Genomic DNA, 13,426 nt, shown 5'->3' with positions numbered 1-13,426 from the left:
TATTTACGTTTTTATGGTAGATATTACTCTCTTTTCTGTAATATCCAGTATTTCTTCTGTTGTTAAATTTTCTCCATCTACGGGCTTTTTAACTTCCAAAGTAAGATGTAATCCAATTCCCATTGGGAAATTTCCAAATCGAACCAGTTTCCAACTATTATTAATCGTTACCGGAACTACAATCGCCTCTGGAGCATTTTTAAACAGTATTTTAAGTCCGGTATGCGCAAACTGCTTTGGTGCTCCATCTCTACTTCTGGTTCCTTCTGGGAAAATTACAGCCGAAAACTTATTAATTGCAATAAACTTCGCGAATCTGGATATCTCAGGTATGGACTGTTTTGCATTTTTTCTATCAATTAATGCATGACCTCCATGTCTTAAATTAAAAGATATACTAGGTATTCCTTTTCCTAATTCTATTTTTGAGATAAATTTAGGCTTATGTTTCCTTAAATACCAAGAAATTAAGGGAATATCGAACATACTTTGATGATTCGAAACAATAATTAAAGAACGATCTGTTGGCAATTTATGCTCATTCTTAAAGCTAAAGGTTACTCCTAGCAAGTGTAAGCAGCGCAAAAGACAAAGGTTCATTAAGTTAACCATACTTCGATGTCCTTTTGCCCCTCCAAGTTTCATTCCCAGCCATTGCAAAGGGTGAAAAACCAACAGTGTTAAACCAAAAAATAAATAGAAAACTATTGAAAACGGATACGAAATGATCCTTTTTAAAGCCCCCATACCTTCTCTTAGCAATTAATAATTTTGACTTGTGTTACTGTAGTGCAAGGTCTGATATTATTTTCAGTTAGCCAATTGTTTAGTATATAAAATTACAATGGCTAAAAACATAAAATTACTATTCTAAAGTAATTAACGATACTAAAACAAAAATCGTCTGCAAATGCAAACGATTTTATAAAATATCATAACTATAAGGTAAATCTTAACAATGCTCGTTATAAGCATCTTTAAGATTTTCTGCAATCATATCTGCAGGCCTTCCTTCAATATGGTGACGTTCTAACATATGTACCAGTTCACCATTTTTAAACAGCGCCATGGATGGTGAAGAAGGAGGAAACGGAACCATATATCCTCTGGCTTTTTCAGTTGCCTCACGATCAACTCCTGCAAAAACTGTAACTAAATTATCTGGTTTTTTATCATTAGCCAATGAGGCTTTTGCCCCTGGCCTGGCATTGGCCGCAGCGCAACCACAAACCGAATTTACGACCACTAATGTGGTACCTTCTTTTGCGATCGCTGCTTCTACATCTGCTGCCGTTTGTAATTCATCAAAGCCTATACTGGTTAGGTCTTCGCGCATTGGTTTTACTAAATCTGCTGGATACATATTTCTTAACTATTTTTTGTTTTAAACTTTGACGTAAAGATACAAATAATGTACCATACCTCTATAGCTGTCAAGCCGTCGTAAACAGTTTATACACTTATGTCCTAATTTTTTTGGTAACAAAACTAAGCAGAACCTTACTAATTGGGTATAAATAAGATTGTATAAATAATTAAATTATCTTTACACCCTCAAAATTGACAATGAATGATTAAATGGATTGCCGCATTAGTGGGAGGCATATTTTTTAGATTCCCTGGAGCCATATTGGGTTTTATACTAGGTAGTTTACTGGATGCAACCAGAAGCAAAGGAAGTGGTGGTTTTACTCAAGTATTTACTCAGGAAAAGCAGGTAAGCCCAGGAGATTTTGAATTAAACTTACTGTCATTATCATCCATTGTGATCAAAGCAGATGGACGTATAAATCAAACCGAATTAGATTATGTGCGTCAATATTTTGTAAGTGCTTACGGAAAAGAACGCGCCAATGCTACCTTTAGAACCTTTAACGAGATTATTAAGAACCGAGAGATTTCGGCACAACGTATCTGTATGTTTCTTACACAACGTACACGATATGCGGCCAGATTACAAATTCTTCATTTTTTGTTCGGTATTGCCAATGCAGATGGAAGTGTTAGCGAAGCTGAAGCAAGAGAAATTCAAAAAATGGCCGGTTTTATGCGTGTTAATTTCAGTGATTTTGAAAGTATTAAAGCTATGTTCTTTAAAACAGGGGGACACGCATACAAAATCCTTGAGGTTGAAAAGACTGCTACCGATGCTGAAGTAAAAAAGGCCTACAGAAACATGGTTAAAAAATACCACCCTGATAAAGTCCAGCATATGGATCCTGTTCATATTAAAGGAGCCGAAGAAAAATTTAAAGAAGTGCAAAAAGCTTACGAACAAATTCAAAAAGAACGCGGCTTGATATAATTTGTGGTTCTCTTTCAAAATACATCTAATAGTTGTAACTTATTTGGTTCAATAATTGATACTAAAATAGCCTATGCATACGCTGGTTTTTTTTGTTTTTATAAGCTTACTCTCGATTTGTAGCTCTTATAGTCAAGATTTTGACAACATTGACGCTATTGTAGATGGATATCCCAAAAAATTTAAAACTTCTAAAAAGCTGGCTGAGCAGATTGCAAAAGACTTTGATTCTGAATTAGATAAAGCGGTAGCATTGTTTTCGTGGATCACAAAAAACATATCCTACGATTATAAAGAATCAGGAAAATATTATGCAGATTATGCAAATTCATATAAATCCGTACAGCACAATCCTTTTCCGAGTTTTCGATCTACCAATTATATGGATTATGACAAAACAAAATCCGGCTCTAAAAAACATTTAAAAACAGAAAAAAAATATAGAGAGAAAATTGCTAAACGAGTAATTTCCAATGGGACGGCTGTTTGTGAAGGGTATACGCAACTATTTAAAGATGTCTGCGACCATCTGAGTATTACTTGTTTTTATGTTTTAGGAAAGGCAAAAAATCAAATTAATCATATAGGAAAAGACTATCGTATTGATCATGCCTGGAATATTATTGAAATTGAATTTAAAAAATATCTAATCGATGTAACCTGGGGAAGCACCGGTTATTATGATATCAAAACCAAACAGTTCATTGAACAGCCTAATTATTTTTACTTTGGAACAGCTCCGGAAGTTTTTATAAACGAACATTATCCTGACTTCTATGAGAACAGTTTATTAGAAGAAAAAATAAGCAAAGAAACTTTTTCCAATACTCCATTATTCTTTAATCACGAAAAATCAAAAAACTTCTCGCTAGTAAGCCCTTTAGAAGGAATACTCGCAAAAAAGGAAAATTCGTCAAAGCAATTTGTTATTGAATATAACGAGCCCATCTATTCTGTCATTTATTTGATTAACAACAGACAATTTAATTATCGCGGAGAAACAACATATGCTAATGGAAAAGTTACATTTGAAATTGATTTATCAATTGTTCCAAATGCTAAAGAACTTTTGATCGTAATTAACGAAATTCCTATGGTCGGATTTAAAATTGAATGACCCTCTGTTTTCAGAATAATCTCTTCCAGACCATCTTTAAAAATTTCACAGCTGGCATCGTGGACATAATTTTCAAATCTTCTATAATCGATGTTTCTTCATTTAGAAATTTTAATATTCTGGTCGTTCTATTCCTTCTAAATAGTCTAGAAAACAATGCGGCTCCATTTTGATTTTCTTTGGATAACAAGTCAAGAAATAATAGATCATAATACCAAAACTTAGATCGTTTTTCAAATTTGGATAGATCATCATTATGTTTGAGGAATGTCATCAGTGCTACCACTTTCTTTTCTGTATTTCGAAATGTAAAACCCGTACTGGCTTTTGTCCACCCACCAGCGGTGCCTATATGTAAAACATTCTTAGAATTTTGCTTTCTGAATTCATAACTTGTCATCGGTATACATCCTTTTTCCTTTTCTGTAATCCGGTATTCTTGAATTCCTTTAGTATTTAAATATGAATCAATAGCTTGCTCATATTCTTTATCCTTTAAAAGATCTTGCGAAAACAAGGTATACTCAAATAAGGCTTCTGTTTTAGAAAGAGGCAATACATACATAAATCTGGTATTTCCTTTCTGATCCAAATCAAAATCCATAAAAGTGGCCGTTGTTTCATCAAAAATCGGAGCTTCTGTCTTTATAAACCACCCTATAAAATGCTGGTTTAAGAGTGGATATTTATTTTGGATTTTAAACTCCTGAGACAACAATACGCTATTAAAAACTTTATCACACAGATATTTGGCACGATCAGTTTCGACCTCTACAATACTCCCCTCATCCGCAAACCCTATCAAAGTTTCCTTTATGATCGTGATGTTGGACCTCTTATTCAAAAAAGAAAAAACAAAGTCGTAAAAATCCTTACTACGAATCAGTTTATATTGATATGGCAGAATATTTACCGTATCCGAAAAGTGTTTACTTCCAAAAAAAATTTGATTCCATTTTTTAGAAACAATAGCATCCCAGTTTCCTTTTCCTTCTTCCCAAAAACACCAGGTTCTATCATTTTGATTCTTTATTTCTTTGTCAATTAACAACACCCTTTTCTTATCAAAATATGAATCCTGCATCATATGATATACCAGCATCAATCCTGATGCTCCTGTACCCGTTATGATGTAATCATATTTTTGCATCTAAAAGAATAAAAAAGCGGTGAAAAAAATAAAAATAGCTAAGAAAATATGAACAGACAGTGTGAACTGTAAGTTTTTCAAGATTTTCTGAAATACAATATGGGCTACAAAGGCAGTTGCTAACCATCCTAAATAGTTTTGTATGGGAACCACTCCACCTTTAAATTCCCAAAAATCAAATCTTGGTGCAGAGACCTCAATAATAACATCCAACGCCACCATCAACACTGCTGCTATGAAAGAGGAGATCACTATATTTTGATGTATTTTCTTTGAAATAGCTGCAGTACAATACACCAATAGAGCCCAATTCACACCAATAATCCAAGGCACTCCCAAGACTTTACTCCCAAGATTTTCACCGTATTGATAATTACCAAAAATCAATCCGTGGTTTACGCCCAAATATTCTGTAATCATTCCTATACTGAAAGGAACTAATAATGCGAGAAATAATGTGACATTAATTCTTGAATTCCAAAGGATCAGCATCAAATACAACAACAAATTAAGCGGTGTTAGTGACAGGAACCAATCCTCATAGCCAATTAAAATTCCGATAATTCCAGAGATATTGAATAACCAGATGAGTATGATCGATATAAGTAACTTTCTTTCTGGACGCATTTTTTAGGATTTAATATCTTTTTGAATTAACTCTGAAACTATCTTGCCTGAAAGTAAACATAGAGGAATGCCGCCGCCCGGATGGACACTGCCGCCGCAGAAATAAAGATTTTTAATTTTTTTAGAAAAATTAGGATGCCTCAAAAAAGCAGCATATTTATTATTACTACTAGAACCATACAATGATCCCTGAAAGGATTGAGTATTCTTTTCGATACTTCTGGGATCCAGAATTTCTTCAGTTTCAATCAATTCTTCAATATTTGTACCTAATAGTCTTGATAGCTTAACTATGATGTTCTTTCTAGATTTGTCTATTATTTTATTCCAATCTTGTCCTTCATCACCGGGTACATTGATCATCACAAACCAGTTCTCGCAACCACTAGGCGCATCGCCTGGTTCATTTTTTACGGTGATATTGACATACACCGTTGGATCATCACACACTTCTTTCTTTTCAAAAATATATTCAAATTCTTGTTTGTAGTTTTTCGAGAAAAAGATATTATGCAAATCCAATACTTGAAACTCTTTTTTAACCCCCCAATAAAAAATCAACGCAGAACTTGATCTTGGTTGTTTTAGGGTTTTTTCAGGTGATTTTTGATCAGGTAACAACGTACGATATGTGGGCACTACATCCATATTAGACACTACAATATCAGCTTTTATAGATTTACTTCCAACTATTACTCCTGTTGCTTCCTTATTTTCTACAATAATTTGATCTGCCTTGGATTCAAAATGAAAAATAACCCCTAGATCCAAAGCCAATTGGTATAAACTTTTGGTGATACTATGCATACCTCCTTTTGGAAAAAAAGTTCCATAGTACTGTTCTAAATGTGGTATCATAGACATAATACCGGGAGTAAGGTATGGAGAAGAACCATTATATGTGGCAAAACGATCAAAAAACTGAACTAGCCTAGGATCCTTAAACTGCTTTGCATTTAAACTGTGTAAATTTGTATTAATTCCCAGACTGTTGATTCTTGTGATAGCTCTTATGGTATCTAGAGATAAATAGGTTGATAATTTATGTAGTGATTTATTGAGAAACAAGGAGGATGTTAGATCATATTTCAGCTTGCTACTTTTAAAATAATCAAGCAATTGTGCGCTCTTTACCTCAAATACATTTTCTGCCTCTACGGCAAAAGCTTTAGAATCTGCTTGTGCAGAAAATCGCGTTCCATCTTCATAGAAATAATTGCAAACAATTTCTTTTTTTTTATACTCAAAATAGCGCGAAACATCCTTATTAGCAATAGTAAATAATTCTTCTACAAACTGCGGCATAGTAAACAACGATGGACCACAATCAAAGCGATAGCCCTTGGTACGAATTTCTGTTAATTTACCTCCAGGATACGAATTGGCTTCGTATACATCAACATCAAAATTTAGATGACGCAATCGGATAGCACTAGCTAACCCGGCAATACCAGATCCAATTATTATTACTTTTTTATTCGACATATTCTGTGCATAAAGATATTGGGAAAAATCTAGAAGTGATCATGTTTTCGATAATTTGGTATAGTTTTTTGTATACCTTTAACGTTCACTTAAACGTATCCTTGTTATTTAGAAGAATATGCAAAGTCAAGAAATTAAAATACGAGCATTAGAATTATCTGATATCCCAATCCTAGCCAAGCTTGCAAATAATTGCAAAATATGGGATAATTTGAGAGATTATTTTCCTCATCCCTATACCGAAAGTGATGCAAAAGTATTTATTAACATGACCAGCAAACAACATCCACAGCAAAGTTTTGGAATTACCTATAAAGATGTGCTTTGCGGCGTAATCAGTTTAGTAATACAAAATGATGTTTATCGTCAATCTGCAGAGATTGGATACTGGATAGGGGAACCTTATTGGGGAAAAGGAATTGCTACAAAAGCTGTTGATTTAATAACCCGATATGGATTTGAAAAACTAAATTTGATACGAATTTATGCAGGAATATTTGAAAATAATGTGGCATCTATGAAAATATTAGAAAAAAACGGCTATGTTAATGAAGGGATATCCCCAAAAGCAATTACGAAAAATGGGGTGATATTAAATGAGCACAGATATTATTTAATAAATAACTATTACAAAGACAACCAAAGTAACGAAATAAGCCATATCAGTAAATAGAATCCAACTGATATGATGATATAAGGATTCCATCCGGCCTTAAAGAATAATAATTATAAACAGATGAAACGTTTAATTTACACACTTTTAATTCTTAGTCCTTTTTATATAAAAGCTCAAGATAATACTGAAAAAGTGAAGCCTCCACAAATCATTACCAAACTTAAACCCGGTAGTACAATTAATTTTAAAGATTCCAGCATCAAATTTTTAAAAGTACTTGAAGACTCCCGTTGTCCTACTGATGTAACCTGTGTCTGGGCAGGACAAGCAAAATTGCTTTTGGGTATTTATAAAAATGACACGCTATTAGAAGAAAAAGAAATCATTATTGGAGCAAAAGGGATTACACCAACCAATCCTGAAGAACTTTTAAAATCCGAGGATAAGATCGTTTATGGATATAATCTAAGTCCATATCCGTCTAGTTCTGAAAAGATAAATCCTACGGATTACTATCTGGAGTTGCTAGTTAAATAAATGTTACTACCAACACCCTTCTTTCTTTATTTAATTTATTTGCAGGATGATTTCTAACCAGGCCAAAGCACACATTGCATTATTAAGTGTTAATATAATCTATGGCGCAAATTATCTCGTTGCCAAAGGGTTGATGCCTGATAAAATTGGCCCCTCGGCCTTGGTTTTCTTAAGAATAAGCGGAGCTGGACTCTTATTTTTTATACTTAATTTTTTTATTAAAGAACAAGTACAGAAAAAAGATATTCCTAGATTGCTTCTTTGTGGCTTTTTGGGAGTAGCCACAAATCAATTCTTTTCTATGAATGGGCTGAGTTTAACCTCTCCCGTAGATGCTGCTATTATTGTTACAGCAATGCCGATATTTACGGTAATTATAAGTTATTTTCTCTTAAAAGAACCTTTAACGCTGACCAGAGTTCTGGGTATATGTATTGGAGGCGGCGGTGCAGTTTTACTAATTTATTTAGGAAACTCAGGTTTAGGGACAGGATCACTAAAAGGAAATATATTTATCGGAATTAATGCATTGGCCTTTGCTTTTTATTTAGTCATTGTTAAACCAATGATGATAAAATATAAACCTATAACCGTTATTACCTGGACCTTCTTTTTTGGATTTATTTTAATGTTTCCGTTTTGTATTGGCCAATTATTAGATACTACATTTGATGTTTATCAATCTACGACTTGGCTATCCCTATTTTATGTAATTATTGGACCAACATTTTTAGCGTATTTATTGAATATGTTTGCATTACAATTTGTAAAACCTACAGTTGCCAGTAGTTATATCTACGTACAGCCTGCGGTCGCGATGTTATTAGTGGCCGGCATAGCGTATTTTGCAGTAAATAGTCAATACAAAGAAGATATTACCCCGGAGAAACTCCTGTGCTGTGTCTTAATTTTTGTAGGCGTATATTTGATTAGTAGTAATCGATCTTTACGCAGGATACCAAGAAAACAGATTACATCTTCAAAAGATGTTTTGTAAATAAACTAAGAGGCAACACAACACTGATTCCTAAAACTGAATATAGAATTCCAAGATTCGGAAAAAAATAAGGAAATATAAAAAAAAGGAGAAGTACGATTACAAATACCAATCCGCCTCTTAGATCCGAAACAAATTGATTTTTGTTGTTTTTATAGTCAAACCAATACGCTATTAGGATAATAACAGTAGTCATAGTTCACTATTAATGGCAACCACAATCATTTTTACCACAAGAGCCAGGTAATTTTTTATGCGTAGAAGAAACCTGTCGTTTCCAAAAGAATTTTTTAATCAAAAATCCAATTGCAATTGCAAATACTATAAGTACTAATATGTTTTGGATAAGAATATTCATATTTAATCAGTCGATGAAAGATACAAAAACTAAATTTTTATTTTAAAATTTGATATGCTACGAGCGCTACACTGTATGCTAAAACACTCATAAAGATAAGCTGTACCATTGGCCATTTCCAGCTATTGGTTTCTCGCTTAACAATAGCTAATGTACTCATACATTGCATCGCAAAGGCATAAAATAATAATAAAGATATACCACTAGCCAAATTAAATAGAGGCGCACCAGTTACCGGATTTACCTCAGCGGCCATTCTGTTTTTTATGGTTTCCTCTTCATCACTACCAACACTATAAATTGTTGCCAGTGTTCCCACAAACACTTCTCTTGCCGCAAAAGAGCTTATAATTCCGATTCCTATTTTCCAATCATATCCCAGAGGAGCCACTATAGGTTCTATAGCTTTGCCTGCGTATCCTATAAACGAATACTCCAATTTATAAGAAGCTATCTTCTGATCTAATTCCTCTTGCGAGAGATCAGCATATTGAGAGGTCACTATCTCTTTGGCATTACTAAAATTTTCATTAGGCCCAAAACTTGCCAAAACCCATAAAACTATAGAAATCGCTAAAATTATTTTACCTGCACCAAAAACAAATGCTTTTGTCTTTTCTACCACATTAATAACCACATTTTTTAGTAGCGGAATTTTATAGCCTGGCATTTCAATAACAAAATAATTTTTGCTTTTGATCTTAAGCATATTATTTAATAACCAGGCAGATCCAACTGCCGCTCCAAAACCTATAAAATATAACAACATAAGTGTAAGACTCTGATAGCTAAATATCCAACCTACTTTCTCCTCTGGTATCACTAAAGAAATAATAATCAAATATACAGGTAGTCGTGCAGAGCAAGTTGTAAATGGCACTACAAGAATCGTGATAAGACGTTCTTTCCAATTCTCAATGTTTCTGGTAGCCATCACAGCCGGAATTGCACAGGCAGTTCCTGAGACTAACGGAACAACACTTTTTCCGCTTAAGCCAAATCGACGCATTACTCTATCCATCAGGAAAACAACACGACTCATATAGCCACTTTCTTCTAGTATAGAAATAAAAAGAAACAAAAATGCAATCTGAGGTATAAATATGACGATGCCTCCTAATCCGGGTATAATACCATCTGTAATCAAATCTACAAAAGGTCCGGATGGTAAAATTGATTTGGTGGTTTCACTTAGCCAGGCAAATCCTTCATCAATGAGATCCATTGGATAAGATGACCAGTCATAAATCGCCTGAAAAATTAATAGTAATATAGCAAAGAATATAAAATATCCCCAGAATTTATGAGTTAAAACTCTGTCCAATCTCGCTCGCATTCCTGTAGCAGCACGTTCATCCACAACCAATCCTTTTTTAAGAACCTCATTAATGAACTGATATCTTTTGATCGTCTCTTTTTGTTGAAATCGCTTCAATTCACTTTCGGATTTAATCTCGAAATCCGGAGTTATTGAGGGTTTCTTTTTGTCAACTTTTCTGAAGTTAACATCTTGGGTAATTACCAGCCAAAGTTTATAAAGTGATTGATTAGGAAACGCTTTCTTCAGCCTTTCAAAATACTCTGGAGCAAAGGTCAGGGCATTAACACACGGTTTGGTTGGTAATGATGTGTATGAAAGAATTAATTTTTTGAGCTCCTCAATACCCTGATTCTTTCTAGCACTTACTAATGCGATTTTAGTATTCAATTCTTTTTCAAGTAATGGAATATCAAGCGAAATCCCTTTTCTTTTCATACGATCTGCCATATTAATGACCAAAATCGTCGGAATCTCTAAATCCTTTATCTGGGTAAAAAGTAATAAATTTCTTTTAAGATTTTCTACATCACTCACTACAATTGCTACATCAGGAAAATCTTTATCTTTTTTATTTAGTAAAATCTCGATGACCACGTTTTCGTCTAATGATGAAGCATTAAGACTGTAAGTACCTGGTAAATCTAGTATATGTGCCTTTACACCACGTGGTAGTTTACAAATACCTTCTTTCTTTTCTACAGTAATACCGGGATAGTTACCTACTTGTTGGTTTAATCCTGTAAGCAAATTAAAAACAGATGTTTTACCTGTATTTGGGTTTCCGATAAGTGAAACTTTAATCTGCTTGGCCATAAAAAATAATTCGGTTAAATAATTTCAATCTCAATCTGTGAAGCAATTTCTTTTCGTATGGCGAGATGACTACCATTAATTGTTAGGTACATAGGGCATTGGAACGGTGCAGTCTGCAAAAGCTGAACTTCATTACCCGGCAGACATCCCATTTCTAATAACTTAAGTGGAATGATATCTGAGGTTATTTCCTTAATCAACCCTCGCTGACCGCGTTTGAGATTTGCAATAGTTGTCTTCAAGTGCTTATTTAGATTAATTTTAAACAAGGCAAAAGTAGTGGAAAAATATGTATTGGGAAAGCTATCTTTTAGAAAAACCTTTTACAAATAGTTAAAAAAATCACCAGAACTACTTCCTTTTTAATCGTGCTTCTTTAAAACAACCGTTTTTAACCCTACACCTAATAGGGCAAATAACCCAAAATGCGTCCGGAATCTTTGAATTTCAAAATTTTCGGATATCCAGACGCCACCCTCCTTGTAATTTCATCCTGTCTAAATTTAGCAAAGGCGGAAACTGAAAAGCCTTGAAACAGAGTAGGTATCGTAACTCATAAAACCTTACAATAATGAGAAAATTAAATATCAATATATGGATGTATTCATTTATATTACTTCTGATCTCCTGTGAGAAAACAGATATACATGAATCAAAAATCAATAATTCAGAACAGCTTACTAAAACTTCAGATACCGAAGCTAAGATTACCTTGTCTAACGGAAACACTATTCGTTTTCATAAAATTGATGATGGAGAGCTTAAAGGCGCTTTTATTCTGGAAGAAAGTGATTGTAACGAATGTTCTGTACTAAACAATATTACCAAAATCGCCGGAAAAGAATTATCTGAGCAAGAAGCTTTCTGGGCACTTTCAGAACCGGGAACCGAGATTCCAACTTTTCTACAACTCAAAAATGAAGAAATTCCTTCTAAAAACAGTGAATTACAACAACAAGGATGGGCAAGAAATGTAGCATTAGACCTTCCTTTAGGTAATGAAGGAATTCCCCGAAGAGTAATCGCGTGCAAGAATAGTGATTTTACCAGCTCTATTGCATATGGATTTTTAGGAACTCCGGAGTTTGTGGAACTGGATAAAACTCCAAACAATTATAACGGATTTGTTAATGATTGTGCCAGCATACCTGCCTCATACTGCAATAAGGGTCCCAGATACAAGCTACATGCCGTGATGAATAAAATCAATAAGTGGAAAGGTAAGATTTGTGCTAAAGCCGTTCAGAATAGCAATAATGATCATATTGCATCTAATATATCCGGTGGTTTTTGTCAAAGTCCTCCTTGCTCTGCCTATGTCGGACCAGAATTATACTTTGAATACTACTCTAATGGTAAATGGAAATCCATGAAAAATCCTAATGGGGCATATCCTGAAGGTTTTGAGGTTCCGGCCAACGCAACTAAGGTATATACATATTCTTGGAAAACCACAACAAATACCTCATTTCGCTTACGTGTAAAAAATGCTATGGGTCAGGATCAATTTGATTTTATGATGGATCGAGAAGATGTGGTTATCGAAGATGATGACGATGATAATGGTGGTGGAGGAAATGATGGAGGTAACGGAAATGATGGCTCTGTGATTCCAAACTATATAAGCTTAAGTAGCGGGGATAAGATGATTGTTGACTTTACTTCTTTGGCAGACGATCAACCGAATCCAGAAATTACCATTCCTACTTTTGCGTTAGAAACTTATTTTAATAACGAAGGTGGTATTGTGATACCCGATACTTTTTGCGGAATCAAAATAGTAGAAGCTAGTAGTTTCCAGTGGATGAATAGCAGCAACCAGGTTGTAGCAGACACTATGTTTAATCAGGTTGCTGATTTATACAATTATGATGAATTTGATGAATTTTATGCTCTGGGTGGAATTCAATTTACCGGACCTTTGGACAATTGTGATGATAATCCTGTGAATTGGGATTTTCAATTTCCATTATCCAATAACAGTCCAACCTTATTTACTGAATCTCTTAAACTGGTGATCCAATTAAATTCTAATTCAGAAGTAACTTTTTTAGAGTAGATAAGTAAGTTGTTTTACTAAGTAAAACCTAAACATTGTTC

13 protein-coding genes are annotated in these 13,426 nt (G+C 34.0%); 6 read left to right on the top strand and 7 right to left on the bottom strand.

All coding sequences use genetic code 11. The annotated features are described in order from the left end of the window. Positions 1 to 3: 3 nt before the first annotated feature. Positions 4 to 645 carry a lysophospholipid acyltransferase family protein gene (locus ACE94K_RS05015; RefSeq protein WP_378180814.1) on the bottom strand — a complete coding sequence of 214 codons (642 nt, stop codon included), beginning with the start codon at positions 643 to 645 and terminating at the stop codon, positions 4 to 6. Between the two features lie 307 nt (positions 646 to 952). Continuing rightward, the gene (locus ACE94K_RS05010; RefSeq protein ID WP_378180811.1) at positions 953 to 1,363 is read right to left on the bottom strand and encodes a BrxA/BrxB family bacilliredoxin; all 411 of its coding nucleotides are present in this window, start codon (positions 1,361 to 1,363) and stop codon (positions 953 to 955) included. Positions 1,364 to 1,570: 207 nt separating this feature from the next. Between ACE94K_RS05010 and ACE94K_RS05005 the strand changes: the two genes are divergently transcribed. Beyond that, the gene (locus ACE94K_RS05005; RefSeq protein ID WP_378180808.1) at positions 1,571 to 2,305 is read left to right on the top strand and encodes a TerB family tellurite resistance protein; all 735 of its coding nucleotides are present in this window, start codon (positions 1,571 to 1,573) and stop codon (positions 2,303 to 2,305) included. 73 nt (positions 2,306 to 2,378) lie between these two features. Further along, a complete protein-coding gene (locus ACE94K_RS05000; protein ID WP_378180805.1) occupies positions 2,379 to 3,422 on the top strand; it encodes a transglutaminase-like domain-containing protein in 1,044 nt (347 codons plus the stop codon). Positions 3,423 to 3,432: 10 nt separating this feature from the next. Here ACE94K_RS05000 and ACE94K_RS04995 read toward each other — a convergent pair whose 3' ends face one another. The 3 genes from ACE94K_RS04995 to crtD are packed head-to-tail and all read right to left on the bottom strand — an operon-like array spanning position 3,433 to position 6,684. Beyond that, positions 3,433 to 4,572: a lycopene cyclase family protein gene (locus ACE94K_RS04995; protein ID WP_378180802.1), complete on the bottom strand. Its 1,140-nt coding sequence runs from the start codon at positions 4,570 to 4,572 to the stop codon at positions 3,433 to 3,435. Continuing rightward, positions 4,573 to 5,199: a carotenoid biosynthesis protein gene (locus ACE94K_RS04990; RefSeq protein ID WP_378180799.1), complete on the bottom strand. Its 627-nt coding sequence runs from the start codon at positions 5,197 to 5,199 to the stop codon at positions 4,573 to 4,575. Between the two features lie 3 nt (positions 5,200 to 5,202). After that, positions 5,203 to 6,684: a 1-hydroxycarotenoid 3,4-desaturase CrtD gene (gene crtD, locus ACE94K_RS04985; RefSeq protein ID WP_378180796.1), complete on the bottom strand. Its 1,482-nt coding sequence runs from the start codon at positions 6,682 to 6,684 to the stop codon at positions 5,203 to 5,205. A gap of 118 nt (positions 6,685 to 6,802) precedes the next feature. Here crtD and ACE94K_RS04980 point away from each other — a divergent pair, with 118 nt between their 5' ends. The 3 genes from ACE94K_RS04980 (at position 6,803) to ACE94K_RS04970 (ending at position 8,834) form a co-directional block, all read left to right on the top strand. Continuing rightward, positions 6,803 to 7,357 (top strand): GNAT family N-acetyltransferase, encoded by a 555-nt coding sequence (locus tag ACE94K_RS04980; RefSeq protein WP_378180792.1) that lies wholly within the window; start codon positions 6,803 to 6,805, stop codon positions 7,355 to 7,357. Between the two features lie 63 nt (positions 7,358 to 7,420). Next, positions 7,421 to 7,837, top strand: a complete 417-nt coding sequence (locus tag ACE94K_RS04975; protein ID WP_378180789.1) for a hypothetical protein — start codon at positions 7,421 to 7,423, stop codon at positions 7,835 to 7,837. Positions 7,838 to 7,883: 46 nt separating this feature from the next. Beyond that, the gene (locus tag ACE94K_RS04970; RefSeq protein WP_378180787.1) at positions 7,884 to 8,834 is read left to right on the top strand and encodes a DMT family transporter; all 951 of its coding nucleotides are present in this window, start codon (positions 7,884 to 7,886) and stop codon (positions 8,832 to 8,834) included. 395 nt (positions 8,835 to 9,229) lie between these two features. Here ACE94K_RS04970 and feoB read toward each other — a convergent pair whose 3' ends face one another. Together feoB and ACE94K_RS04960 are read right to left on the bottom strand one after the other, a co-directional pair. Beyond that, a complete protein-coding gene (feoB, locus tag ACE94K_RS04965) occupies positions 9,230 to 11,326 on the bottom strand; it encodes a ferrous iron transport protein B (protein WP_378180784.1) in 2,097 nt (698 codons plus the stop codon). A gap of 14 nt (positions 11,327 to 11,340) precedes the next feature. Continuing rightward, on the bottom strand, positions 11,341 to 11,568 hold the full coding sequence (locus tag ACE94K_RS04960; RefSeq protein ID WP_378180781.1) for a ferrous iron transport protein A: 228 nt from the start codon (positions 11,566 to 11,568) through the stop codon (positions 11,341 to 11,343). 329 nt (positions 11,569 to 11,897) lie between these two features. Here ACE94K_RS04960 and ACE94K_RS04955 point away from each other — a divergent pair, with 329 nt between their 5' ends. After that, complete coding sequence (locus ACE94K_RS04955) at positions 11,898 to 13,385, top strand: hypothetical protein (RefSeq protein WP_378180778.1); 1,488 nt, start codon at positions 11,898 to 11,900, stop codon at positions 13,383 to 13,385. Positions 13,386 to 13,426 lie beyond the last annotated feature (41 nt).

It is taken from the genome of Aquimarina besae (genome assembly GCF_042434905.1).
Lineage (GTDB): Bacteria > Bacteroidota > Bacteroidia > Flavobacteriales > Flavobacteriaceae > Aquimarina.
This window is presented reverse-complemented; position numbering and strand designations above follow the sequence as displayed.